This is a genomic window from Geodermatophilus sp. URMC 61 (assembly GCF_052931555.1).
The window spans coordinates 609,837-634,559 of the sequence record NZ_JBRFHZ010000002.1 but is presented as its reverse complement, the minus strand read 5'-3'; the positions used below and the strand labels follow the sequence as shown (position 1 = coordinate 634,559).

Sequence of the window (24,723 nt, the reverse complement as noted above, 5' to 3'; positions counted from 1 at the left end):
GGTGACTCCTCGCGAGCTGACCGTCCGCACCGACGACGGCGTCGACCTGCACGTCGAGGTGGACGGGATCGAGAACGCCTCGCTGACCGTCGTCCTCAGCCACGGCTTCACCGCCCGGCTCGGCGAGTGGGACCTGCAGCGCGACGCCCTGCGCAGCCGCGCCCGGCTGGTGCTGTGGGACCAGCGCGGGCACGGCCGCTCCGGCTGGACGCCGCTGACCCGGGCGACGATCGACCGCACCGGCCGCGACCTGGGCCAGGTGCTCGACGCCGTCGTGCCCGAGGGGCCGGTGGTGCTGGCCGGCCACTCGATGGGTGGAATGAGCGTCATGGCCCTGGCCCGGCAGCGCCCGGAGCTGTTCGGCACCCGCGTCGTCGGCGCCTTCCTGCTGGCCACCTCCGCCGGCGGGCTGGTGAGCGGCGGGCTGGTCGGGTTCGGCGTCCGGGTGCTGCGTGCGCTGCACCTGCTGCCGGTCTACCTCTGGCTGCTGCAGCTGTGGGCGCCGCTGCTGGAGCGCTTCCGCCGCCGCGGCACCCGGATCGGGCGCTGGTACACCCGCCGCTACCTGTTCGGCAGGGACGACGCCGACCCGGAGCAGGTCCGGATGGTGCAGGACCTGCTGGAGGAGACCCCGCTGCCGGTCACGATGGCCTTCTACGCGACCTTCCTCGAGCACGAGGAGCACGCCGCCCTGCCGGTGCTCGGCCGGGTGCCGGTCACCGTCGTCGCCGCCACCCACGACCGGCTCACCCCGCTGCCCCACGGACGGCGGCTCGCGGAGGAGATCGGACCCTCGGCCGAGCTGGTGGTCATCGACGGCGCCGGGCACAGCGTCAACCTGACCCGCACCGCGATCGTCGACGCGGCGTTCCTGCGGCTGCTCGACCGCGTGGAGGCAGGAGCGCGCGCGGCCTGACCTCCGGTGGACGTGACCCCGGCCACGTGGTCGGGTAGGGCTCACCCCGAGGGGGCGGCGGCGTTCCGGGAGCCCCCGCGGAGCTGGGACGATGGCCCGCCGCACGAGGCGGGGTGGGAGGAGCTGACCGTGGACCGCATGAGCCCGACCGACGCCGGTTTCTACTACGCGGAGAGCGAGGACACGCCGCTGCACGTGGGCTCGGTGGCGGTGTTCGAGGGGCCGGCCCCCTCCTACGGCGACGTCGTGCGGCTGCTGCTGGGCAAGCTGCCCCTGGTACCGCGCTACCGGCAGCGGGTCCGCCGGGTGCCGTTGGACCTGGGGCGTCCGCTGTGGGTCGACGACCCGCACTTCCAGATCCTGTACCACGTCCGGCACACCGCCGTCCCGAGCCCGGGCGGCGAGGAGCAGCTGCGCAACCTGGCCGGTCGCGTCCTCGGCCAGCGCCTGGACCTGGCCAAGCCGCTGTGGGAGCTGTGGCTGGTCGAGGGGCTGGAGAACGGCCGCTGGGCGCTGATCTCCAAGGTGCACCACTGCATGGTCGACGGCATCGCCGGGACCGACCTGATGCAGCTGATGTTCGACCTGACACCCGACGCCACGCACGGCGAGCCGCAGGACTGGACGCCGCAGCGCAGTCCGTCGTCCCTCGAGGTGGTCGCCGGGGCGGTCCAGGACGCCGTCACCCACCCGCTGCGCGAGCTCACCCGGCTGTCCGGTACCGACGGCGTGCGGGGCGCGGGCCGCAACGCCGTCAAGATGGGCCGGTCCCTGGCCGGCAGCGTCCCCTCCGTGGCCCGCCAGCTGGCCACGCCGACGGCCCGCTCGCTCAACGGGCCGATCGGCCCGCACCGGCGCTGGGCCTGGACCGACGCGGAGTTCGACGAGCTCAAGGGCGTCCGGACGGCGTTGGGCGGCACCGTCAACGACGTCGTCCTCGCGGCCATCACCCGCGGCTTCCGCGACCTGCTGGAGCGGCGCGGCTCGCTGCGCCAGGGGCTGGTCGTGCGCTCGATGGTGCCGATCTCGGTGCGCCAGGCCGACCAGCGCGGGCAGCTGGACAACCAGATCTCGGCCGTCTTCGTCGACCTGCCCGTCGGCGAGCCGGACCCGGTGGCCCGGCTGACCTCGGTGCGCCGGCAGATGGACGAGCACAAGAAGGTCATGCAGGCCGTCGACGCCCGCTCGATCATCGCGATGGGCGACTTCGTGGCGCCGACGCTGCTGTCCATGGGCGTGCGCGCCGCACTGGCCGCCGGGCAGATGTGGTGCCAGGCCGTGACGACCAACGTGCCGGGGCCGCGGGTGCCGCTGTACGTGCTGGGCCGCCGGATGTGCTCGGCGCACGCCTACGTGCCGATCGCCGGCGGCACCCGCGTGTCGATCGGGATCTTCTCCTACCTGAACACGATGACCTTCGGCATCAACGCCGACTTCGACGCCTTCCCCGACGTCGACGTCCTCTCCGGGGGCATCCGGCGCGGCATCGACGAGCTGGTCGCCGCCGCCCGGGAGGCCAGCCCCGCGAGCGCCGCGACCTGAAGGAGGACCCCGTCCTCCCACCCTGCGCAGGCTCAGGGCGGGACCCGGGACGGGGCCAGCCAGTTGGAAGAGTAGAGGGATGCCAGCTCTCGAGTCCGACCTCACCGTCGCCGTCACCGGTCCCACGGGGACCTTCGGCAACGGCCTCGTCCCGCTCCTGCAGGCCGACGACCGCGTGCAGCGCATCGTCGGCATCGCCCGCCGGCCGTTCGACCCTGCAGAGCGGGGTTGGACGAAGATGGAGTACCGGCGCGGCGACGTCCGCGACCCCGCGGCCCTGGAGGAGGCCTTCGCCGGCGCCGACGTCGTCGTGCACCTGGCGTTCCTCATCACCGGCAACGCCTCCCGCGAGACGACCCGGGCGATCAACGTCGACGGCACGCTCAACGTCTTCCGCGCCGCGGCGGCTGCCGGCGCCCGCCGCTTCGTCTACGCCTCGTCGGTGGCGGCCTACGGCTGGCACCCCGACAACCCCGAGCTGATCCCCGAGGACTGGCCGGTGCGCCCGGCCGCCCGGCTGTTCTACGGCCAGGAGAAGGCCGAGCTCGAGCAGCTCTTGGACGCCGAGGCCGCCACCACCCCCGACCTGGCGCTGTACCTGCTGCGCCCGCCGGTCGTGCTCGGCCCGCACGCCATCGGCGCCAAGGACGTCCTGCCCGGCCCCCTCGCGCCGATCGGGCGGGCGCTGTTCAGCCGCCCGCGGCGGCTGCCGGTCCCCGTGCCGGTGCTCGCGCCGGAGCTGCGGTTCCAGTTCATCCACGAGGACGACGTCGGCAGCGCCCTGCAGCTGTGCGTCGTGGGCGCCGGTCCGGCCGGCGCCTACAACATCGCCGGGGACGGCGTCCTGACCACCGCCGACGTGCTGCGCGAGTTCGGGGCGCTCCCCGTGCCCGTCCCGGCCGCGCCGGCCGAGCTGGCCGCCCGCGCGGTGTCCCGGGTGCCGTTCCTGCCGCCCGCCGTCGAGTGGGTGGAGGCGTTCAGCCGGCCGGTCATCATGGACACCGCCAAGGCCAAGACCAAGCTGGGCTGGCGGCCGCAGCACACGGGGTGGGAGGCCCTGCGGGCGACGCTGACCTGAAGCGGAAGGACCCCGGTGCCCCGCACGCCTCGTAGAGGGGCCCCGTCCTCACCGCTCGCAAGCTCCCGGCGAGCCTCGGGACGGGGCCGGGTGCCGTGGAGGGGCCTCAGGGCACCCGCGTCACCGACGGCAGCCAGGCCAGGACGTGCTCGGCCAGTACCTCCGGGCACTGCAGCTGCGGCACGTGCCCGACGCCCGGCAGCTCGACGTAGCGCCAGTCCGGGTGCCGCCGGGCGACGTCACGCGCCACCGACACCGGCACCAGCCGGTCGCGGTCGCCGTGCACGAGCAGCACCGGCACCTGCACGCCGGCCATCGCGCGGCGCACCAACCGCGGGTCGGCCAGGAGCAGGAGCAGCGAGCGGGCCGCGGTGAGGAAGGCGCGGTCCATGCCGGCGACGTCCCGCCGCTCGTCGACCAGCGCGACCGAGCGGTCGATGAGCGCCGGTGGGACGGCGTCGGGGTCGACCCCGCACAGCACGAGCATCTCGCGGACCGTGCCCCGCGCGCCGAGCTTCCGGCGACGCCCGGCCAGGTAGCGCACTCCCGCGCCGGGCAGGGCGTAGAGCCCGAACGCCGCCGCGACCCGGGGGTCCGGACGCCCCCGCGGCCCGGGCAGCGCGGGGTCGACCAGCACCAGGCCGCTGACCTTCGCCGGCGAGCGCTGCGCCTCTAGCACTGAGACCATGCCGCCCATCGAGTTGCCGACGAGCACCACCGGCCCGCCGGTCACCTCGCGGACGAAGCGGTCGAGGACCACCACGTTGTCGCGCACGTTGGCCGTCCGCTCCCCCGGCTCGCTGCGGCCGAAGCCGGGCAGGTCCAGGGCGTGCACCCGCGCGTGCGGCGTGAGCAGCGGGGCGAACAGGTCCCAGTTGAGGTGCGAGCCGCCCAGACCGTGCACCAGGACGACGGTCGGTCCGTCCTCCCGGCCGCCGAAGTCGACGTGGTGCACCGGGCCGTCGATGTCCACGGTGCGGCTGTGCCCGGGGGTGCCCCCGGCGTCGGTCTCGGCGTCCATGTCCGTACCGTGCCACGCCCGGATCACCGTCCCCGCCCCCGGGCTCGGGTCGACGCGACGTGTCACACGGCACAGCGAGACTGCCGATGGGTGTATCAGGTACCGCTCGCGTGTGTCAGGAGCAGTACCCGGTGGTACCTGCGGGGCGGGCCGCCCACGGAGGCCGGCTGACGAGGAGGACGACGTGACGCGAGGCGATGGACCGGCGCTGCCGCTGTACCTGAGCGAGCCGGGCCGGGCGATGGCCGACTTCGGCCTGTACCTGGCGGCGCGGCCGCTGATGCCGCGGCTGCCGCACGGCGACGGGCACCCGGTGCTCGTGCTGCCGGGGCTGATGGCCGACGACGCGTCGACGCGGGTGCTGCGCGCGACGCTGCGCCGGCTGGGCTACCGCGTCCACGGCTGGCAACTCGGTCGCAACATCGGCCCCACCGCCGCCTGCGTGGCCGGGATGCGCGACCGCATCGACGACCTCAGCGACCGCTACGGCCGGCCGCTGTCCCTGGTCGGCTGGAGCCTGGGCGGCATCTTCGCCCGCGACCTGGCCCGCCGGACGCCGGACTCGGTGCGCCAGGTGATCACCCTGGGCAGCCCGTTCCGGCTCACCCGGCACACCCAGAGCCGGGCCTCGCGGGTCTTCGACAGCTACGCGCACCTGCACGTCGAGCACCGCTCCCTGCCGTTGGAGCCGGTCGGCCAGCCCATGCCGGTCCCGTCGACGTCGATCTACTCGCACTTCGACGGCATCGTGCACTGGCAGACCTGCCTGGACACCCCCGGCGAGCGGAGCGAGAACATCGCCGTCATGGCCAGCCACCTGGGGCTGGGCCACCACCCGGCGGCGCTGTGGGCGATCGCCGACCGGCTCGCCCAGCCCGAGGGCACCTGGCGGCCGTTCCGGCCGCCGGTGTTCCTGCGCCCGGCCTTCCCGCGTCCCGACGTCCCGACGCCGCTGGCCGACGAGGCCGCCGCGGCCTGAGCCGGCCCCGGCACCTCGACCGCGTGCACGTGGGCCGGAGGGGCGATCGCGGCCGGATCGGACCCGCGACCGCCCCTCCGCTGCTCAGCCGCTGAAGTCGACCAGCACCCGCTCGAAGGGTTCGGGCTCGATCGCGACGCCCCCGGCGAACGGGCGGTCCATCTCGACGGCCACGAACAGCAGCACGCCGATGAGCGCGGCCAGGCTGCCCAGCATCAGGGAGTGCAGCACGGCCCGCTGGAGCCCGAACAGCAGCGCGAAGCCGATGGTCACGACCCCGCCCACGATCAGCGCCGTCCACAGGACGCCGGGGATCGTCCGGTCCACGTAGTCGAGGCGCTGACTGCGCAGGCCGACCAGCTGGCTGAGCCGTTCGGCCTCGGCGCCCACGAACTCCTCCTGGGCCGGCGTCGTGACCTGGACCCCGGCGAGGACGTCCGCCATCTCGTCGAAGACGGCACCCGCTCGAGGGTCCCCCGGGACGCCCTCGGACATCGCCGGCCACTCCAGCTCGACGACCTCGCCCGCGTACTGCTGGACCAGGTCGCGCAGCTCCTCCCGCGTCTCCGCCGGGAAGGCCGCGCTCTCCCGGTAGAGGCCGCGCAGGGTGCTCGCCTCCTGCCCGACGATCCGTTCCGCGGAGTCGTAGTTCTCCCACGCGACGATCACGACGAACGCGAGCAGGACGGCGTAGATGACGCCGACCACCGCGATGATGAAGCCGACCACCTCGTTGTGGTCGCCCTCGGCCAGGGCCGGCCACCGGCGCCGGATCCCCCACTGCAGGAGCAGCACCAGCCCGGGCATGACCACCACGAGCAGGAGTGCGACGACCCAGCTCGGCACGTCGAGCACGGCGTCGGCCACGCGGGCCTCCCGGGGCAGCGTAGGACTGGGCTCGTCGTGCGGCTCCGGCGACGCACGCCCCCAGCTGGGCAGACGACGGACCACGGGAGTGTGGCGGGGCCCGGCACCGCGCGTCCAGGGCCGGGCGGCCGGGTTCACCCTGGTCCAGTCCTGGGACCAGGGTGACGTGACGGGGTCGGGCGACTCCCGGAGCGGCACGGTCCCGTCAGGGCCGGCCGAGGCGAGCGCCTGGCCAGTGCGATGGTGGGCGCGGCCGGGATCGAACCGGCGTCCGCGCGCGTGCGCGCAGGGCTCGCGTCAACGGGGCGCAGGTCAACAGCCGTGCCGGGCAGGCAGCGGTCCGGTGACTGCGCGGGCACCGCCGCCGAGCGTCATCCGGCCGACGTCACGGCGGTGCCTGCGGCGTCACCCACTCCAGGACCGGGCGCTCGCGAGCCGTTGCGCGACCTTGGCACGGATCTCCCCCATCCGGGCGTAGCCGTGATCACCCGGGCATTCGGTGCGGCCGACGTCCCGGTGGGCGAACACGGTCGGCACGGTCACCTCGGCGCCGGTGGCGTAGCGGGAGGTCCCACCGCCTGCGGAGGTGAGCGTGGTGCTGGCCGTCGGTTGGATGTCGAAGGCCGCGAACTTCCACGCGATGAACGCCGCGACTGCGTCGACCATGGGTGCAGTGGTGTCGACCCGGTCGTAGTCACCGAGCATGGACACGCCGGATGTGCCGGTGTTGAAGCCACCGGCGTGCGCACCGATCACGGTGCTCGCCAGCCCGCCGTAGCGGCCCTCCCAGAGCCGGCCGAACTTGTCGACGATGACGTGGTAGCCGATGTCGCCCCATCCCCGGCTGACCGCGTGGTATCGGTAGATCGCCCGGATCATCGCGGGCACCTGCGCGGCGGTGTAGTCGCTCGTGCCCGTGGTGTGGTGCAGCGTCGCGGCTTCCAGGGTCGGCGCGTACTCGGGCTCCCAGGTGCGGATCCCCTCGTCCGCGCCCCACTCCGCCCGAGAGTGGACCGCCGGCGCGGCCAGCGACGACTCGGCCCCGCCCTGCGGCGCCGGTACGGCGACCACGGCGTCGGCCGCACTGCTGCCGGGATCGACCAGGTCGAGCCGGACGTCGCTCGGGCGCGCCCCCGAGCGGGTCAGGACCTCCGCCTGGACCCCCGTGCTCGGTCCCGTCCACACCGGCTCCGTCCCACCGCGGAGGCGCGCCCCGGGCGTCGCGGTGGCGTTCTGCCCGGGATCCTGCGTGTCGACCTCCGACCACTCGCCCCAGGCTCCCGTCACGGACAGGACACGGATGCGGACCACCGTGTCCGTGACGGCCGGGTCGTGGGCCCAGGTGACGCCGAGCAGCGAGAACTCCTCCGTTCCCGTGCGGCTCACGGACAGCGTGGGACGAGTTCCGGACATCCCGGCAGCCTCGCCGCCCGCCTCGGCCTGGACCTCGGCCCCGAGCGCGGGTGCGGTGACGGAGCCCATGGGGATGACGGAGGTCGACGTCCTGACCGGGGACGGCGGAGCAGCGGGAGCGGCGCGGGAAGGCAGCGGAGCCAGGAGGGCGATGGTGATGAGGAAGGCTGGGACACAGGTGAGGATTCGGCGCACGAGAGGGTCCTCCATCACGGGGAGCACTCGGAGTACGACCCGTACAGCTTCACGCGCATCCGGAACCGGATGGTTCGAATGGACACCGCCTTTCACGGAGGCTGATCGATCTCGGAAGAGTCTCACCCTCTGACTCTCATGGGTGACCGAGCGTCACTATCGTCCCCGTGCAGCAGAGCTCACCTCGTCGCCTCGACCGCGTCCGGGCGAGGGAACGCCGGGGTGCCGCGACCGAGGACGACGCTCCTCCCAGAGCGAGGGTCGAGGCCCGCGACGGTGGCATGACCGACCCGCGTCTCGGCGTGCCATCCCACGGCGTCGGGTCAGCACGGTCTCCTCGACGACGGCGGGCTCTCCCAGTGGCTCGCCGCTCCCGGGCTCCACAGCTGCAGGACGCCCCGCCGCCGGAGCTGCCCGCCGACGTGGTCGAGGTGACCCCCGAGCGCCACGTCCCCACCTGCGAACGCCTCGCCGGCCCGCGGTTCCCCTAGAAGGAGAACCCGCTGCAGGTGCGGTTGTAGTCGCGGGTGTCGTCGTACCACTGTGCGATGTGCACCGGGCCACCCGAGAAGCTCCGCTGTGAGCAGCGGTCGAGCGCCTCGTCCGGGTAGTCCAGCCTCCCGGCCGTCGCCCACACCGGGACGTCCGGGAGCTGCCAGTCGCCGGTGATCTCGTGCCACCCGGCGGCGTACGAGTACAGGCCGTAGGCGAAGCCGTTGTCCTGCAGCCCCCGCATGAGCCCCTCGAGCACGGAGCGGTTCTCCTGTCCACGCACCGCCGACCCCGTGGGCCAGGGTTGGGCCGGCCGCGGCTCGACGTCGATCCACACCTTCGGTGGGCGCCAACCGAGGCGTTCCATCGAGGCCGCGGCGAAGTCCGCCGCGGCGTACCCGACGTTGCTGAGTCGCCCTGCCCGTGTCGATGGGTCCCACGGCCCCTCGTCGCCGTGGGCCGAGAGCTGTGACGACGTGGGGAACGTACCCATCGCGTAGGCGTGGCTGGGCTTGCCGTGGTCGCGTGCCCAGCGCACCTGGTCGGCCAAGCAGGGGTTCTCGGTGAACGCCAGTCCGCGGGTGAGGCCGACGATCACGAAGTCGGTCGACTCCAGGGGCATCGGCAGGCCGTACCCGCCGTCGGCCTCCGAGCACTGGGGCCAGGAGATGTCGTGCCCGAACATCGTGTCGGCCCGGGCCGGGGACGCGAGCGGGTGGACGAGGAAGCCCGACAGCAGCGCGGCGACCAGCAGCACCCGCGGAGGCCTGGGACGGAGACGCGAACGACGTCCGGATGCGGCGGTGACCATCTGACACCTCCTGGGGTCCGGTCCCGGTCGCCGGCGCAGGAAGTGTGTGGCCCGGAGCGCCGGTTCCGGAACCCCTCCGGCCGTCGTGACCGTGCACGGATCAGGGTGGTCGAGAACCCCCGGGCACCCTGGTCGTCGTGCGCGGGTGGTCGTCGACGTCGACCTGTGGCCGGAGATCTCCGGGGGTCCAGCGGCGCTGGGAGCGCTGCACCGGCTCGGCCACGACGGCGTCCGCAGCGTCCGCCGGGGCGAGCACCCCGTCCTGATCGCCGCATACCGGGGAGCGCTGTGCTGGTGAGTCGATCACGTCTTCCCGGGCGCACGCCCTGGTCACGGTGCGGAGGTGGGCGCGGCCGGGATCGAACCGGCGACCGCTCGCTTGTAAGGCGAGAGCTCTCCCGCTGAGCTACGCGCCCCGCGCGCCCAGGGTAGGTGCCCCCGGGCACGGGACCGCGGTGGCGTGGCCGGAGCACGGCCACGCCACCGGCAGGATCACGCCGCCAGCTGGGCCACCGCGTCCTTCCACCCGGACTGCTCGCGGGCGTCCCCCGGGCCGTTGACCTCGGTGAAGACGATGCGGCCCTCGGCGTCGACGAGGAAGGTGCCGCGGACGGCCATGCCGGCGCGGTCGTTGAACACGCCGTAGGCCTGGGCGACCGCGCCGTGCGGCCAGAAGTCCGACAGCAGCGCGAAGTCGAAGCCCTCCTGCTCGCGCCACGCCTTGAGGGTGGGGGCCGGGTCGGTGCTGAGCGCGAGCACCCGCACGCCCGCATCGGTGTAGGTCGCCAGCTCGTCGCGCAGCTGGCACAGCTCACCGGTGCAGATCCGGGAGAAGGCGAACGGGTAGAAGACCAGCAGGACCGGCGTCCCGCGCAGGTCGGCCAGCGACACGACCTGGCGGTCCTGGTCGGGCAGGCTGAACTCGGGCGCGACGTCCCCGACGGAGAGGCTCATGCGCCGATCGTGCCCCACCCGTCCGGAGCGGTGTCCGGGCGGCCCTCCTGCACGGTCCCGCCGCCGGCCCGGTGACCTACTGGAGCGGCCACCCCTCAGGGCCCGCGCCGAGCATGCGGTGCGTGCAGGGAGGCCCCCTCGCAGGGGCCCGCCGCGAGCTCGCGAGCCGTGGGGGCGAGGGGGCCCTTGCTCAGCGGCGGCTGCGCGCCGCCTTGGGGGTGACCAGGCGGATGCCGGACCAGTCCTTGGCCGCCGAGACGCTGCTGGTCTGCGACAGACCCGCGGTCGGGGCGACCTCGGTGACGTCACCGGGCTCGACGTGGCCCGGGCGGCCGGACTTGGGCACCAGCAGCCACACGACGCCGTCGTCGGCGAGCGACGTGATCGCGTCGGTCAGGGCGTCGAACAGGTCGCCGTCGTCCTCCCGCCACCACAGGAGCACGACGTCGGCGACCTCGTCGGTGTCCTCGTCGACCATCTCGCTGCCGGAGACCTCGACGATGGAGTCCCGCAGGTCCTCGTCGGCGTCCTCGTCCCAGCCGAGCTCCTGCACGACCATGCCCGGCTTGATGCCCAGCCGGGCCGCCATGCTGGCGCTGCCCGAGTCGACGCTCATCCCTGCTGTTCCTCCATGGGTTCCGAAGCGGACCGGGGGGCACGTCCGTGCCCGCGCCGGCGGGGTGTCGTGGGGGTGGGGCGCGCGGCCGGGGGTGCGGGGTGCGGTGGGAGAGCGGGCAGGACGCGACCAGCGGGAGACCTCTCCCGCAGCCCGGCCATGTCACCCCTTCCCGTCCGCACCGGTCACCCCGCCTCGGTGGTCCGAGGCCACGGTCGGCGTAGGCGGAAAGCGTAGGGCATGCCTGGTCAGGTGCAAGTGTGTCGAGGAACGGCCTGAACCGGCCGTCGTCCCGCCAGGTGGGCGACCGGCGTGACGCGCACCCCACCCGCGGGGGACGATGTGGCCATGAGCGCTCCGCAGCAGTCGGGCGGCGATCCCGCCCGCGACGCCGGCAACGAGACCGGACGGGCCCGCGCCGTCATCACCGACGGCCTCCCCAGCCAGCTGGTCGACACCGACCCCGACGAGACCAGCGAGTGGCTGGAGTCGCTGGACGCCGTCATCGACCACGCCGGTCGGGGTCGGGCCCGTTACCTCATGCTCCGCATGCTGGAGCGCAGCCGCGAGCAGCAGGTCGGTGTCCCCGGTCTCCGCAGCACCGACTACATCAACACCATCCCGCCCGAGCGGGAGCCCTGGTTCCCCGGTGACGAGCACGTCGAGCGCCGCATCCGCGCCTACATCCGGTGGAACGCCGCGATCATGGTCCACCGCGCGCAGCGGCCGGGGATCGCCGTCGGCGGCCACATCTCCTCCTACGCCTCCTCCGCCTCGCTCTACGAGGTCGGCTTCAACCACTTCTTCCGCGGCAAGGACCACCCCGGCGGCGGCGACCAGATCTGGTTCCAGGGCCACGCCTCCCCCGGCATCTACGCCCGCGCCTTCCTCGAGGGCCGGTTGACCGAGCAGCAGATGGACGGCTTCCGTCAGGAGGTCAGCCACCCCGGCGGCGGGCTGTCGAGCTACCCGCACCCGCGGCTCATGCCCGAGTTCTGGGAGTTCCCGACCGTCTCGATGGGCCTGGGCCCCATCAACGCGATCTACCAGGCGCGGTTCAACCGCTACCTGCACTCCCGCGGCATCAAGGACACCTCCGACCAGCACGTCTGGGCGTTCCTCGGCGACGGCGAGATGGACGAGCCCGAGTCGCTCGGCGCCATCGGCCTGGCCGCGCGCGAGGAGCTGGACAACCTCACCTTCGTCATCAACTGCAACCTGCAGCGCCTCGACGGGCCGGTGCGCGGCAACGGCAAGGTCATCCAGGAGCTGGAGTCCTTCTTCCGGGGCGCCGGGTGGAACGTCATCAAGGTGATCTGGGGCCGGGAGTGGGACCCGCTGCTGGCCGCCGACCGCGACGGCGCGCTGGTCAACCTCATGAACCAGACGCCGGACGGCGACTACCAGACCTACAAGGCCGAGGACGGCGCCTTCGTCCGCGAGCACTTCTTCGGCCGCGACCCGCGCACCCGCAAGCTCGTGGAGGACATGAGCGACAAGGAGATCTGGGCGCTCTCCCGCGGCGGGCACGACTACCGCAAGGTCTACGCGGCGTTCAAGGCGGCGGTGGAGCACAAGGGCCAGCCCACGGTCATCCTCGCCAAGACCATCAAGGGCTGGACGCTGGGCAGCCACTTCGAGGGCCGCAACTCGACCCACCAGATGAAGAAGCTGACCGCGGAGGACCTCGCCGCGTTCCGCGACCGGCTCTACCTGCCGATCCCCGACGAGGCGCTGGACAAGACCCTGCCGCCCTACTACAAGCCCGCCCCGGACTCCGACGAGATGCAGTACATGCTCGAGCGGCGCCGGCAGCTGGGCGGGGCGGTGCCGCGGCGCCGCGCGGAGTTCAAGACGCTCAAGGCGCCCGAGGACAAGGCCCTCGACGTCCTGCGGCGCGGCTCGGGCAAGCAGGAGGTGGCGACGACGATGGCGTTCGTCCGCCTGCTCAAGGAGCTGCTCAAGGACAAGGACCTCGGCCCGCGCCTCGTGCCCGTCATCCCCGACGAGGCACGCACGTTCGGCATGGACTCGCTGTTCCCGACGCAGAAGATCTACTCGCCGCACGGCCAGCGCTACACCTCGGTCGACCGCGAGCTGATGCTGGCCTACAAGGAGTCCGAGCAGGGCCAGATCCTGCACGAGGGCATCAACGAGGCCGGCTCGGCGGCGTCGTTCACCGCCGTCGGCACGTCGTACTCCACGCACGGCGAGCCGATGATCCCGATCTACATCTTCTACTCGATGTTCGGGTTCCAGCGGACCGGCGACGCCTTCTGGGCGGCCGCCGACCAGATGACCCGCGGCTTCCTGCTCGGCGCCACCGCCGGGCGGACGACGCTCAACGGCGAGGGTCTGCAGCACGAGGACGGGCACTCGCTCCTGCTGGCGCACACGAACCCGGGCGTCGTCTGCTACGACCCGGCGTTCTCCTTCGAGGTCGGGCACATCACGAAGGACGCGCTGGTGCGCATGTACGGCGACGACCCGGGGAGCCCGCTGGGCGGCCACCGCTCGCCGGACGTCATGTACTACCTGACCGTCTACAACGAGCCGTACAACCAGCCGGCCGAGCCCGAGGGCCTCGACCTGCAGGGCCTCCTGGCAGGCATGTACCTGTACGCGCCCGGCCAGGGGGACGGCCCGAAGGCGCAGGTCCTGGCCTCCGGCGTCGCGGTGCCGTGGGCGCTGCGCGCACAGGAGCTGCTGGCCAACGACTGGGGCGTCTCGGCCGACGTGTGGTCGGTGACCTCCTGGACCGAGCTGCGCCGGGAGGCCGACGCGGCCGAGGAGCACAACCTGCTGCACCCGGAGGAGGAGGCGCAGGTCCCGTACGTGACCCAGCGGCTGGCCGACGCCCCGGGCCCGGTCGTGGCGGTGTCGGACTGGATGCGGGCCGTGCCCGACCTCATCGCGCCGTACGTCCCCGGCGGGATGGCCACGCTCGGCACGGACGGGTTCGGGCTCTCCGACACCCGCCCGGCGCTGCGGCGGCACTTCCACGTCGACGCCGAGTCCGTCGTCGTCCGGGTGCTGGCCTCGCTGGCCCAGCGCGGCGAGGTCGACCGGGACGTCGTCCGCCAGGCGGTGGACAAGTACCAGGTCCGCGACGTCCAGGCCGCGCCCGAGGACGAGCGGTCGGACCCGAGCCCGGCGACCTGAAAGAGGACCCCGCTGCCCCCCACCGCTCGCGAGCTCGCGGCGGCCCCCTGCAGCGGGGCCGCCGTCCTGCCAGCTGCTGATGACGGTCACCGTGAGGTGGCCGTCATCGGCGGCGGGGTGGTCGGGCTGACCTGTGCGCTCGAGCTGGCACGGGCCGGGCACCGGGTCCGGCTGCACACCGCCGACCAGATCGCGGCGACCACCTCCGCGGTGGCCGCCGCGATCTGGTTCCCGTACCGAGCGGCGCCCGCGGACGCGGTCCTGCGGTGGGGCGCCACCTCGCTCGGGGTCCTCACCCGGCTGGCCGCCGACCCGGCGACCGGGGTGACGCTCCGGCCGGGCACGTTCGTGCACCGCACGCCCGAACCCGACCTCTGGTGGACGCCCGGCGTGCCCGACGTCCGTCCGGCGACCCCGGAGGAGCTCCCGCCCGGCGCCCCTGCCGGCACCCGCTGCACGCTGCCGGTGGTCGACACGGGCCGGTACCTGCCCTGGCTGGCCGGCGCGTGCGCCTCGGCCGGGGTGGAGACCGTGATCGGCCGGGTCGCCGCGCTCGACGACGTGACCGGGGACGTCGTGGTGGTGGCCGCGGGACTGGCGTCGGGGCGCCTCCTCGACGACGACTCCTGCGTGCCCGTGCAGGGCCAGGTGGTCCGGCTGGCCGACCCGGGCCTGTCCGGCTGGGTGCTGGACGACGAGAACCCGGCCGGGCTCACCTACGTCGTCCCCCGTGGGCGGGACGTCGTCTGCGGCGGCACGGCGGTGGACGGCGCCACGGGCCGCGACCCGATCCGCAGGTCGAGGCCGCGATCCTGGAGCGGGCGTGCGCACTGGTCCCCGAGCTGCGCGGACAGCCGGTGCTGTCGCGGGCGGTGGGGCTGCGGCCGGGCCGGCCCACCGTCCGGCTGGAACGGCTGGACGTCGGCGGGCGGCCCGTCGTCGCCTGCTACGGGCACGGCGGCGCCGGCGTCACCCTCTCCTGGGGCTGCGCGGCCGACGTCGTCGGTCTGGTCTGGTGATGGACCCCGTCCTCCCCTCCGAGGACCCCCTTGCCCCCCGCCACTCGCAGGCTCGCGGCGGGACCCTGCAAGGGGGCCGTCAGGGCTCGGGGCGGTGCCCTGGACGGGGCCTCAGCCGGTCAGGGTCTCCAGCGCCATCGCGGCGTAGAGGGCGGCGCCGGTCGGCAGCACCTCCTCGTCGAAGACGACGAGGTTCGAGTGGTTGCCCGGAGCGGTCGCCGGCTCCTGACCGGGCGGGCACGCCCCGAGGAAGGCCATCGCGCCGGGCACCCGCTGGAGCACGTAGGAGAAGTCCTCCGCGCCCATGAGCGGCTCGGGGGCGACGACGCTGCGCTGCGGGGCGACCAGCTCGCCCGCGACCGCCAGCACCCTCTCGGCCACCGACGGGTCGTTGACCGTGACCGGGTAGCCCTGCCGGTGCACGAAGTCGATCTCCATGTCGTGCGCGGCGGCCACGTGCGTGGCGACCCGCCGCACGGAGGCGACGACGTCGGTGCGCCGCTCGGGCGAGAGGGTGCGGATCGTCCCCTGCAGGTAGGCGGTGTCCGGGATGACGTTGTCGGTGGAGCCGGCCACCAGGTTGGCCACCGTCACCACCGCCGGGTCGAACACCGGGGCGCGTCGGGTGACCATCGACTGCAGCGCCAGCACGATCTCCGCGGCCACCGGCACCGGGTCGGCGGCCGCGTGCGGCATCGAGGCGTGCCCGCCCCGGCCACGGACGGTGACCTCCCAGTGGTCGGCGGCGGCCATCATCGGCCCGGGCCGCACGCTGACCACGCCGCTGGGCTGGTTGGCGAACACGTGCAGCGCGAACGCCCCGGCGACCGGCGCCTCCGGGACGGCGTCCAGCAGCCCCTCCTCGAGCATGTACCGCGCCCCGTGCAGGCCCTCCTCCCCCGGCTGCAGCATGAGCACGACCTGTCCGGCGATCTCGTCGCGTCGCTCGGCGAGCAGCCGGGAGGCGCCCAGCAGCATCGCGGTGTGCAGGTCGTGCCCGCAGGCGTGCATCGCGCCGGGCACCTCGGAGGCGAACGGCAGCCCGCTGTCCTCGTGCACGGGCAGGGCGTCGAGGTCGGCGCGCAGCAGGTAGGTGGGCCCGGGGTGGGCCCCGCGCAGCACGCCGGTCACCGAGGTCGTGCCCGTCCCGGTCGTCACCTCCACCGGCAGCCCGGCGAGCTCCTCGAGCACGATGGTCTGGGTGCGCGGCAGGTGCAGCCCGATCTCCGGGGTGCGGTGCAACCTGCGACGCAGGTCCACGGTGCGGTCGGCGTCGGCACGGGCGGCGGCCAGCAGGTCCGCGGCGGGGATGGGCATGCCGCCACTCTCCCCCAGGAGCTAGTCGCGGGCCCAGGCCGGGCGGGTGACGTCGAGCTGCCAGACCACCGCGGTCGCGGGACCGGACACGGGGCCACCGGCCTGCTGCTCGACGCGGACGCCGTGGGGTCCGGCCAGCACGAGCAGCCCGGGTGGCACGGTCGCCGACGTCCCGTCCTCCACCGTCTCGGTCCACAGCCGGGCGTCGGGCCGGCCGAGGTCCACCCAGCCGTCCGCGTTCGGGTGCACCTCGTGCGCGGCGTCGTCCCCCGGACGGGCGCTGCGCAGGTAGGTCTGCAGGACGTGTGCGCCGTCGTTCCCGGCGACCTCGTCGTGCTCGAGCCCGGTGCCGGCGCGCAGGACGGCGACGTCCCCCGCGTTCAGCACCGCACCGCTCCCCCACGTGTGCCGCAGCGAGCCGGCCAGCACCACCGCGACGACGTCGACCGCACGGTGCGGGTGCCGCCCGTAACCGGCGCCGGGTGCCAGCCGGTCGTCGGCGAGGCGCAGCAGCGGGCCGAGCGAGCCGTCGTCGGGCTCCAGCAGGACGTCGGAGGTCAGGGTCACGGTGTCCTCCTGTTCGGTTCCTCGCGGGGCGGGAGCGCGCCGCGGCCGCCGGGCAGCGCGTCGAAGACGACCGCCACCAGCAGCGTCCAGGCCACGCCCAGCGCCCAGCCGCCGACGACGTCGGAGAGGAAGTGCACGCCCAGCCACATCCGGGTGAGCCCGACCAGGACGACCAGGGCCAGCCCGCCCGCCACGGCGAGCCGGCGGTGTCGGACGGTCAGCCGCGGCCAGGCCAACACCAGGGCGACGGTCACGAGCGTGGCGATGCCCGAGGAGTGGCCGCTCGGGAAGCTCAGGGTGTCGTAGCCGGCCCCGCCGTTCTCGAACGCCGGACGCACCCGCCCGAACGCCTCCTTGAGCAACGCGGTCACCGGGCCGACCAGCACGTTGGCCGCCACCACCCAGCCCGCCGTCCGCCACGCCCTGCGGGTGCCCAGCCAGAACAGCACGGGCAGCGAGACGACCACCCGGAACCAGACGACACCGGGGGTGGTGAGCACCTCCAGCAGCACGTCGATGGCCACGGAACGGTCGTCGCCGGCGTAGAGCGCGCGGCTGACCGCGTCGTCCAGCCGGACCTGCGGCGCCCAGCCGGCCAGCACCCCGACGCCCAGGGCGAGCAGCACCACGATCCCCGCGCCGACCGCCGCCAGTGCCCGCGCGACCGTCGTCCGCCGGGGGTCCCGCTGCAGCACCCTCGTTCCACCGTCCCGACCCACCCCTCCCACTCTCCCTGACGGCGCCCTGCGTGCCACGCTGGCCGATGTGTCCGACCGGGTCAGCAGGCGCCCGCCCTCCGCCGCCACCCTGCGGCGGCTGGAGCGCGCGTCCGGCTCGCTGTCGACCCGCGCCGTCGCGCGGATGGACGACGAGCTGCCCTGGTTCCGCACCATGCCCGCCGACCAGCGCTCCTGGGTGATGCTCGTCGCCCAGGCCGGGCTGGCCTCGTTCGTCGAGTGGTGCCGCAGCCCGGACCGCCGGCCTCGGCTGACCGGCGAGGTCTTCGGCGCCGCGCCACGCGAGCTGGCCCGCGTCGTGCCGCTCAAGCACACCGTCGACCTGGTCCGGGTGACCGTCGAGGTGATGGACGACTTCGTCGAGACCGTCGCCGAGCCGGGGGACGTCGACGTGCTGCGGCTGGCGGTGCTGCAGTACAGCCGCGAGGTCGCCTTCGCCACCGCGCAGGTCTACGCCAGCTTCGCCGAGAGCCGCGGCGCCTGGGACGCCCGCCTGGAGGCGCTGCTGGTCGACGCGCTGGTCCGCGGGGAGCGTTCCGAGGAGCTCTCCGGCCGGGCCTCGGCGCTGGGCTGGGCGGGGATGAGCCCGGTGACCGTGCTGGTCGGCACGGCGCCACGGGACGGCGACGTGCACGCCGCCACCCGCCGGGCCGCGCGGCAGGTGCGCAGCGAGGTGCTCGTGGGCGTGCACGCCGACCAGCTGGTCGTCGTCCTGGGCGGGTCGTCGGACCTGCAGTCCGCAGCCGAGCGGGTGAGCGACGAGTTCGGCCCCGGCCCGGTCGTCATGGGCCCGGTCGTCGACGGCCTCGGCCGGGCCGGCGACTGCGCGGCCGCCGCGCTCGCCGGACTGCGCGCCGCGCGCGCCTGGCCGGGCGCGCCGCGGCCCGTGGCGGCCGACGCCCTGCTGCCCGAGCGGGCCCTGGACGGCGATCCGACCGCCCGCGCGACGCTGCAGGAGCGGATCGCCCTGCCACTGCAGGCCGCCGGCGGCGAGGTCCTCGAGACGGTGCGCGCGGTGCTCGCCAGCGGGGGCAACCTGGAGGCCAGCGCCCGCGCGCTGTTCGTGCACCCCAACACCGTCCGGTACCGGCTCAAGCGGGCCACGGAGATCACCGGCGTCTCGACCACCGACCCGCGCGGCGGCTGGACGGTGCAGGTCGCGCTCGCCCTCGCCGCCCTCGACCAGGACCGCTCGCTCTGGCACTGAAGGAGGACCTGCTGGCCCCCGCCGCCGGCTCCTGCGGGAGGACACCCCGCCCCGACAGTGCGGTTTCCACCACGGCGTCCTGGGTGACACCCCGCAGGAACCCGGTCCGGTTGTGGGAACCCTCCAAAGAGCAGCGGTGCGCTTTCGTGCCGCTCCCCACGGCGGGGCGCCGGGATGTCTGCAACGGTGAGATACGTGCTGGCCGTCCTCGCCCCTGGACAGGGTGCGCAGAAGCCCGGGATGCTCACCGATTGGCTCGAGCTGCCCGGGGCTGAGTCCTTCTTCCGCTGGGCCGGTGCGATCGCCGACGCCGACCTGCTCGCGTTGGGGACCACCGGCGACGCCGAGGCCATCAAGGACACCGCGGTCACCCAGCCGCTGGTGGTCGCGATGAGCCTGTTCGTCGCCCGCGAGCTCGACGGCCTGCCGGGCCCGGTGGCGCACACGCCGCAGACCGGCCGGGACGTCGTCATCACCGGGCACAGCGTCGGCGAGCTCACCGCGGCCGCGCTCGCCGGGGTGCTCAGCGTCGAGGCGGCGATCGCGCTGACCGCCGTCCGCGCCCGGGCGATGGCCGCAGCGTGCGCGCAGACGCCGACCGGGATGTCCGCCGTCCTCGGGGGCGACCCCGACGAGGTGACCGCGGCGCTCGAGAAGCACGGGCTGACCCCCGCCAACATGAACGGCGGCGGGCAGGTCGTCGCGGCCGGGCCGCTCGAGGGCCTGGCCGCGCTCAGGGCCGACCCGCCGGCCAAGGCCCGGGTCATGCCGCTGTCGGTGGCCGGCGCCTTCCACACCGAGTACATGGCCCCCGCCCGCGCCGAGCTCGAGGGCCTCATCGGCGGCCTGCGCCCCGCCGAGCCCAGCCGGCTGCTGCTCTCCAACGCCGACGGCGCCGCGGTGACCAGCGGGCGGGAGGTGCTCTCCCGGCTGGTCAGCCAGGTCACCAGCCCGGTGCGGTTCGACGCGTGCCTGGCGACCCTGCGCGAGCTCGGGGTCACGGCGGTCATCGAGCTGCCGCCCGCCGGCGCGCTGGCCGGCCTGGCCAAGCGCGAGTGGAAGGGCAGCGACATCGAGGTGCTGGCGGTCAGCAGCCCGGCCGACCTCGACCGCGCCCGCGCCCTCATCGAGGCCGAGCGCGGCCGCCCGGAGCCCGACCACCTGCCCGACTGGCGGGTCGTCGTCTCGCCCGTGCGCGGCACGGTCAGCCCCGCCGCCATCGCCGAGGGCACCCAGCTGCCGGCCGGCACGCCGCTGGGCCGCGTCCGCAGCCGTCGCGCGGAGGCCGACCTCTCCGCCGGGTACGACGGCGTCCTCGCCGAGTGGCTGGTCCAGGAGGGCGACCTCGTCGACGCCGGCGACCCGATCGCGCGGCTCTACCCGGAGGTGCAGTCATGAGCGGGCTCCAGCTGGCGGTGGGCGCGCCCGGCGCGCGGGTCCTCGGCTTCGGCAGTTACCGGCCGCGCCGCCGGGTCACCAACGACGAGCTCGCGCAGACGATGGACACCAACGACGAGTGGATCCAGACCCGGGTCGGCATCGCCGAGCGCCGCTGGGCCGAACCCGACGAGACGCTGCTGGAGATGAGCGTCGCGGCCGGCGGCAAGGCGCTGGCCGCCAGCGGTCTGGACGCCTCCGAGGTCGACCTCGTGCTGCTCGCCTCGGCCAGCCTGCCGCGGCCGATCCCCGGCCTGGCGCCCGAGGTCGCGCACCGGCTCGGCGCCCAGCGCCCCGGCGCCTTCGACCTCAACGCCGGGTGCGCCGGCTGGTGCTACGCGCTCAGCGCCGCCTCCGACGCCATCCGCAGCGGCTCGGCGCGCAACGCCCTCGTCATCGGCGGCGAGCGGCTGACCGACTACACCGACCTCACCGACCGCACGACCGCGGTGATCTTCGCCGACGGTGCGGGCGCCGCCGTCGTCGGCGCGTCGGACACCCCCGGCGTCGGGCCCGTCGTGTGGGGCAGCGACGGCGACCAGTCCAGCGCCATCGCCATCCCCGAGGGCGAGAAGGCGATGAGCATGGCCGGCCAGGCCGTGTACCGCTGGGCCACCACCCGGCTCACCGCCACCCTGGTGACGGCGATGGAGCGGGCCGGCGTCGGCCCCGAGGACATCGACGTCTTCGCCCCCCACCAGGCCAACCTGCGCATCGTCGAGCTGATGGCCAGGCGTCTGAAGCTGCCCGAGAGCACCGTCATCGCCCGCGACATCGTCCGGTCGGGCAACACCTCATCCGCCTCGATCCCGCTGGCGCTGTCGGCGCTGCTGGAGTCCGGAGAGGCCAAGAGTGGTGACCTCGCCCTGCTCCTGGGGTACGGCGCCGGCCTGACCTTCGCCGGCCAGGTCGTCGTCCTGCCCTGACCGGCCCCACAGACCCCCGGGCCACAGGGGCCCGACGGCGGGAGTCCCCCGCCCCACCCGAGAGAGAGGACCGCGCGTGAGCGAGGACATCCAGACCGGTCTGGCCGAGATCCTGGAGGAGGTCGCGGGCGTGGCGCCCGCCGACGCCACCCCGGAGAAGTCGTTCACCGAGGACCTCGACGTCGACTCGCTGTCGATGGTCGAGATCGCCACCGCGGTCGAGGACAAGTTCGGTGTCGCCATCCCCGACGACGAGCTGGCCAACATCAAGACCGTCGGCGACGCCATGAGCTACATCCAGAAGAACAAGGCCTGAACGAGGACCCGCTGCCCCCCACCGGAAAGGACCTCGTCCTCCTCACCCCTCGCACGCTCGGGTGAGCCCCGGGACGAGGCCGGCGGCGGGGCCCTGCAGCGGGGCCACGCCTGGCCCCTGACCGCACGTCCCAGGAGGAACCCGTCATGAGCACGTCCGTCGGCGACGTCGTCGTCACCGGTCTCGGTGCCACCACGCCGCTCGGGAGCGACGTCGCCAGCACGTGGGACGCACTGCTGGCCGGGCGGTCGGGGGTCAGCCGGATCACCGACGACTGGGCCAAGGAGTTCCCGGCCCAGCTCGTCGCCCGCCTCGCCGCCGACCCGGCCGAGCAGCTCGACCGCGTCCGCGCCCGCCGGCTCGACCGCAGCCAGCAGGTGGCCGTGGTCGCCGCCGAGGAGGCCTGGCGCGACTCCGGGGCCGCCGACGCCGGCGTCGCCCAGGAGCGGGTCGCCGTCGTCTTCGGCACCGGCATCGGCGGCGCGCTGACCCTGCTCGGCCAGGACGACGTCCTGGAGGAGAAGGGCCCCAAGCGGGTGTCGCCCTTCACCATCCCGATGCTCATGCCCAACGGCCCGGCCGCCGCCGTCGGGCTGGCCATCGGCGCCAAGGGCGGCGTGCACGCCCCCGTGAGCGCCTGCGCCTCCGGCGCCGAGGCGATCCGCTGGGGCCTGGACCTGCTGCGCTACGACCGCGCCGACGTCGTCCTGGTGGGCGGCGCCGAGGCCTGCGTGCACCCGCTGCCGATGGCCGGCTTCGCGGCGATGCGCGCAATGAGCACCCGCAACGACGAGCCCGAGCGCGCCTCCCGCCCGTTCGACAAGGCCCGCGACGGGTTCGTGCTCGGCGAGGGCGCGGCCGCGCTGGTGCTCGAGCGCGGCGACGCGGCCCGCGCCCGTGGCGCGCGGATCCACGCCCGGCTGGCCGGCGCCGGCGGCACCGCAGACGGCTACGACCTGGTCGCCCCGCACCCCGAGGGCGAGGGCGCCGGCCGGGCGATCGCCGCCGCCGTCCGCGACGCCGGGCTGACCCCTGCCGACATCGGGCACGTCAACGCGCACGCCACCTCGACGCCGGTCGGCGACACCGCGGAGGCCGCCGCCATCCGCAACACCATCGGCGAGCACACCCTGGTGACGGCGACCAAGAGCCAGACCGGCCACCTGCTCGGCGCGGCCGGGGCGCTGGAGTCCGTCTTCACCGTGCTGGCGCTGCGCGAGCAGCTCGTGCCGGCCACCGCGAACCTCGACGACCCGGACGACGACGCAGCCGTCCAGGCCCTCGACATCGTGCGCCGCGAGCCGCGACGCGCCGAGCTCACCGCCGCGGTCAACGACTCCTTCGGCTTCGGCGGCCACAACATCGCCCTGGTGTTCACCACCGCCTGAGAGAGGATCTCCAGAAGGACCCCGCTGCCCCGCAACTCGCGAGCTCGCGGCGGGACCCTGCAGCGGGGCCACCCGCTCGCCCGGGCGGGCGACGCGCCTGCCCGGGCTGATCCCGCACGCCCACGTACGGTCCGTGGAGGTCCCGTGAGCACGCTCCAAGCCGTTCCCCCCGCCACCGCCCCGGACCCGCGCGACCCCGAGGACCGCCTGGCGCGGTTCTTCGACGCCGGCTCGATGTCCCTGCTGGCGCCGCGGGACACCTCCGGCGTGGTGGCGGCCCGGGGCACCGTGTCGGGCACCCGGGCGGTGGCCTTCTGCACCGACGCCACCGTCATGGGCGGCGCCATGGGCGTCGACGGCTGTCGGCACATCGTCGACACCATCGACACCGCCCTGCGCGAGCGGGTGCCGGTCGTAGGCGTCTGGCACTCCGGCGGCGCCCGGCTGGCCGAGGGCGTCACGGCGCTGCACGCGGTGGGCGAGGTCTTCGAGGCGATGGTGCGGGCCTCCGGCCGCGTCCCGCAGATCTCGGTGGTCCTCGGCCCGGCCGCCGGCGGCGCCGCGTACGGCCCGGCACTCACCGACCTGGTGATCATGGGCCCCGCCGGTCGGGTGTTCGTCACCGGCCCGGACGTCGTCCGCTCGGTCACCGGCGAGGACGTCGACATGGAGAGCCTCGGTGGGCCGGACACCCACGGCCGACGCAGTGGCGTCGTGCACGTGGTGACCGACTCCGAGCAGGCCGCGCTGGAGACCGCGCGGCAGGCCGTCGACCTGCTCGCCGCCCAGGGCTCCTTCGCCCCGGCCGAGGGCGAGCCGGACGTCGACCTGCAGGCGCTGCTGCCCGAGCAGGCCAACCGGGCCTACGACGTCAAGCCGCTCGTGGCCGCCGTCCTCGACGGCCCGTCGCTGGAGCTGCACCCGCGCTGGGCGCCCAACATCGTCACCGCGCTGGGCCGGCTGGCCGGCCGCACGGTGGGCGTGATCGCCAACAACCCGCTGCGGCTGGGCGGCTGCCTGGACTCCGCCTCGGCGGAGAAGGCCGCCCGCTTCGTGCGGATGTGCGACGCCTTCGGCGTCCCGCTGGTCGTGCTGGTCGACGTCCCCGGCTACCTGCCCGGCGTCGGGCAGGAGTGGGACGGCGTGGTCCGCCGCGGCGCCAAGCTGCTGCACGCCTTCGCCGAGGCGGTGGTGCCCCGGGTGACGCTGGTGACCCGCAAGTCCTACGGCGGGGCCTACATCGCGATGAACGCCCGCTCCCTGGGCGCGACGACGGTCTTCGCCTGGCCGGGGGCCGAGGTCGCGGTCATGGGCGCGAAGGCCGCCGTCGGCATCCTGCACCGCAAGAAGCTGGCGGCCGTCCCGCCCGGCGAGCGTGAGGCGCTGCACGCCGAGCTGGCCGCGGAGCACGAGCGGATCGCCGGCGGCGTGAACCGGGCCCTGCAGATCGGCGTGGTCGACGAGGTGGTCGACCCCGCGCAGACCCGGCGGCGACTGGTCGCCGCCCTGGCGGCGGCGCCGTCCGGCCGCGGGGCGCACGGCAACATCCCGCTGTGAGCGCACGCGATCGGGCCCGGCACCTCCGCGGAGGTGCCGGGCCCGATCGGACGAGGTGCTGGTCGTCCGGACGCCGCTTCCCCGACGACGTCCGGACGACCCGTCTGAGCCTACGACGAGAGGTGCGGGGTTGCCGTCCCGTCGTGGCCGGTTCGTGATGAAGTCAGGACCCCGGCCTCCTCACCCCTCACACGCTCGCAGGTGAG

Annotated in this window: 22 protein-coding genes, 1 tRNA gene and 1 pseudogene; 14 read left to right on the top strand and 10 right to left on the bottom strand. The window is 74.6% G+C overall.

The window, feature by feature from the left end; genetic code table 11:
• The first annotated feature begins 1 nt into the window (after position 1).
• The 3 genes from ACU610_RS02985 (at position 2) to ACU610_RS02975 (ending at position 3,536) form a co-directional block, all read left to right on the top strand.
• Positions 2-916 (top strand): alpha/beta fold hydrolase, encoded by a 915-nt coding sequence (locus ACU610_RS02985; protein WP_446766227.1) that lies wholly within the window; start codon positions 2-4, stop codon positions 914-916.
• A gap of 138 nt (positions 917-1,054) precedes the next feature.
• A complete protein-coding gene (locus ACU610_RS02980; RefSeq protein WP_446766226.1) occupies positions 1,055-2,458 on the top strand; it encodes a WS/DGAT/MGAT family O-acyltransferase in 1,404 nt (467 codons plus the stop codon).
• A gap of 79 nt (positions 2,459-2,537) precedes the next feature.
• Positions 2,538-3,536, top strand: coding sequence for an NAD-dependent epimerase/dehydratase family protein (locus tag ACU610_RS02975; RefSeq protein ID WP_446766225.1), 999 nt, complete (start codon positions 2,538-2,540; stop codon positions 3,534-3,536).
• A 106-nt stretch (positions 3,537-3,642) separates the two neighbouring features.
• On the opposite strand, the gene ACU610_RS02970 is transcribed toward ACU610_RS02975, so the two are convergent.
• Positions 3,643-4,557, bottom strand: a complete 915-nt coding sequence (locus ACU610_RS02970) for an alpha/beta fold hydrolase (protein WP_446766224.1) — start codon at positions 4,555-4,557, stop codon at positions 3,643-3,645.
• Between the two features lie 184 nt (positions 4,558-4,741).
• Between ACU610_RS02970 and ACU610_RS02965 the strand changes: the two genes are divergently transcribed.
• On the top strand, positions 4,742-5,536 hold the full coding sequence (locus ACU610_RS02965; RefSeq protein ID WP_446766223.1) for an esterase/lipase family protein: 795 nt from the start codon (positions 4,742-4,744) through the stop codon (positions 5,534-5,536).
• Positions 5,537-5,620: 84 nt separating this feature from the next.
• On the opposite strand, the gene ACU610_RS02960 is transcribed toward ACU610_RS02965, so the two are convergent.
• The 3 genes from ACU610_RS02960 to ACU610_RS02950 form a co-directional block, all read right to left on the bottom strand.
• Positions 5,621-6,403 carry a bestrophin-like domain gene (locus ACU610_RS02960; RefSeq protein WP_446766222.1) on the bottom strand — a complete coding sequence of 261 codons (783 nt, stop codon included), beginning with the start codon at positions 6,401-6,403 and terminating at the stop codon, positions 5,621-5,623.
• A gap of 405 nt (positions 6,404-6,808) precedes the next feature.
• Positions 6,809-7,789 carry an N-acetylmuramoyl-L-alanine amidase gene (locus ACU610_RS02955; protein WP_446766221.1) on the bottom strand — a complete coding sequence of 327 codons (981 nt, stop codon included), beginning with the start codon at positions 7,787-7,789 and terminating at the stop codon, positions 6,809-6,811.
• A gap of 709 nt (positions 7,790-8,498) precedes the next feature.
• Positions 8,499-9,260 carry a hypothetical protein gene (locus ACU610_RS02950; protein ID WP_446766220.1) on the bottom strand — a complete coding sequence of 254 codons (762 nt, stop codon included), beginning with the start codon at positions 9,258-9,260 and terminating at the stop codon, positions 8,499-8,501.
• 199 nt (positions 9,261-9,459) lie between these two features.
• On the opposite strand from ACU610_RS02950, the gene ACU610_RS02945 reads away from it, so the two are divergent.
• Positions 9,460-9,612, top strand: coding sequence for a hypothetical protein (locus ACU610_RS02945; protein WP_446766219.1), 153 nt, complete (start codon positions 9,460-9,462; stop codon positions 9,610-9,612).
• A gap of 46 nt (positions 9,613-9,658) precedes the next feature.
• Here ACU610_RS02945 and ACU610_RS02940 read toward each other — a convergent pair.
• The 3 genes from ACU610_RS02940 to ACU610_RS02930 all read right to left on the bottom strand — a co-directional run bounded on the left by ACU610_RS02940 (position 9,659) and on the right by ACU610_RS02930 (position 10,884).
• A tRNA-Val gene (locus tag ACU610_RS02940) sits at positions 9,659-9,730 on the bottom strand.
• Positions 9,731-9,806: 76 nt separating this feature from the next.
• Positions 9,807-10,268 carry a peroxiredoxin gene (locus tag ACU610_RS02935; RefSeq protein ID WP_446766218.1) on the bottom strand — a complete coding sequence of 154 codons (462 nt, stop codon included), beginning with the start codon at positions 10,266-10,268 and terminating at the stop codon, positions 9,807-9,809.
• Between the two features lie 190 nt (positions 10,269-10,458).
• A complete protein-coding gene (locus ACU610_RS02930; protein WP_012949524.1) occupies positions 10,459-10,884 on the bottom strand; it encodes a DUF3052 domain-containing protein in 426 nt (141 codons plus the stop codon).
• Between the two features lie 348 nt (positions 10,885-11,232).
• Between ACU610_RS02930 and aceE the strand changes: the two genes are divergently transcribed.
• The 3 genes and pseudogenes from aceE (at position 11,233) to ACU610_RS02915 (ending at position 15,065) form a co-directional block, all read left to right on the top strand.
• The gene (gene aceE / locus ACU610_RS02925; protein ID WP_446766217.1) at positions 11,233-14,046 is read left to right on the top strand and encodes a pyruvate dehydrogenase (acetyl-transferring), homodimeric type; all 2,814 of its coding nucleotides are present in this window, start codon (positions 11,233-11,235) and stop codon (positions 14,044-14,046) included.
• Positions 14,047-14,142: 96 nt separating this feature from the next.
• Positions 14,143-14,787 (top strand): annotated as a pseudogene (locus tag ACU610_RS02920) (FAD-dependent oxidoreductase); the annotation flags it as partial.
• 116 nt (positions 14,788-14,903) lie between these two features.
• Positions 14,904-15,065, top strand: coding sequence for a hypothetical protein (locus ACU610_RS02915; protein ID WP_446770766.1), 162 nt, complete (start codon positions 14,904-14,906; stop codon positions 15,063-15,065).
• A 111-nt stretch (positions 15,066-15,176) separates the two neighbouring features.
• On the opposite strand, the gene ACU610_RS02910 is transcribed toward ACU610_RS02915, so the two are convergent.
• From ACU610_RS02910 to ACU610_RS02900, 3 genes are read right to left on the bottom strand one after another with little or no spacing between them, the layout of a single operon-like run.
• A complete protein-coding gene (locus ACU610_RS02910) occupies positions 15,177-16,382 on the bottom strand; it encodes a M20 metallopeptidase family protein (protein WP_446766216.1) in 1,206 nt (401 codons plus the stop codon).
• A 21-nt stretch (positions 16,383-16,403) separates the two neighbouring features.
• Positions 16,404-16,949 carry a pirin family protein gene (locus tag ACU610_RS02905; RefSeq protein ID WP_446766215.1) on the bottom strand — a complete coding sequence of 182 codons (546 nt, stop codon included), beginning with the start codon at positions 16,947-16,949 and terminating at the stop codon, positions 16,404-16,406.
• A complete protein-coding gene (locus ACU610_RS02900; protein ID WP_446766214.1) occupies positions 16,946-17,644 on the bottom strand; it encodes a phosphatase PAP2 family protein in 699 nt (232 codons plus the stop codon). The genes ACU610_RS02905 and ACU610_RS02900 overlap by 4 nt, the downstream gene beginning before the upstream one ends.
• 70 nt (positions 17,645-17,714) lie before the next feature.
• Here ACU610_RS02900 and ACU610_RS02895 point away from each other — a divergent pair, with 70 nt between their 5' ends.
• The 6 genes from ACU610_RS02895 (at position 17,715) to ACU610_RS02870 (ending at position 24,517) form a co-directional block, all read left to right on the top strand.
• Positions 17,715-18,893, top strand: a complete 1,179-nt coding sequence (locus ACU610_RS02895) for a PucR family transcriptional regulator (protein WP_446766213.1) — start codon at positions 17,715-17,717, stop codon at positions 18,891-18,893.
• Positions 18,894-19,067: 174 nt separating this feature from the next.
• A complete protein-coding gene (locus tag ACU610_RS02890; protein ID WP_446766212.1) occupies positions 19,068-20,291 on the top strand; it encodes an acyltransferase domain-containing protein in 1,224 nt (407 codons plus the stop codon).
• A complete protein-coding gene (locus ACU610_RS02885; protein WP_446766211.1) occupies positions 20,288-21,256 on the top strand; it encodes a beta-ketoacyl-ACP synthase III in 969 nt (322 codons plus the stop codon). Before ACU610_RS02890 ends, ACU610_RS02885 begins: the two co-directional genes overlap by 4 nt.
• A 76-nt stretch (positions 21,257-21,332) precedes the next feature.
• A complete protein-coding gene (locus ACU610_RS02880; protein WP_012949533.1) occupies positions 21,333-21,572 on the top strand; it encodes an acyl carrier protein in 240 nt (79 codons plus the stop codon).
• Between the two features lie 146 nt (positions 21,573-21,718).
• On the top strand, positions 21,719-22,960 hold the full coding sequence (locus ACU610_RS02875) for a beta-ketoacyl-[acyl-carrier-protein] synthase family protein (protein ID WP_446766210.1): 1,242 nt from the start codon (positions 21,719-21,721) through the stop codon (positions 22,958-22,960).
• 144 nt (positions 22,961-23,104) lie between these two features.
• Positions 23,105-24,517: an acyl-CoA carboxylase subunit beta gene (locus ACU610_RS02870; protein ID WP_446766209.1), complete on the top strand. Its 1,413-nt coding sequence runs from the start codon at positions 23,105-23,107 to the stop codon at positions 24,515-24,517.
• Positions 24,518-24,723: the final 206 nt, after the last annotated feature.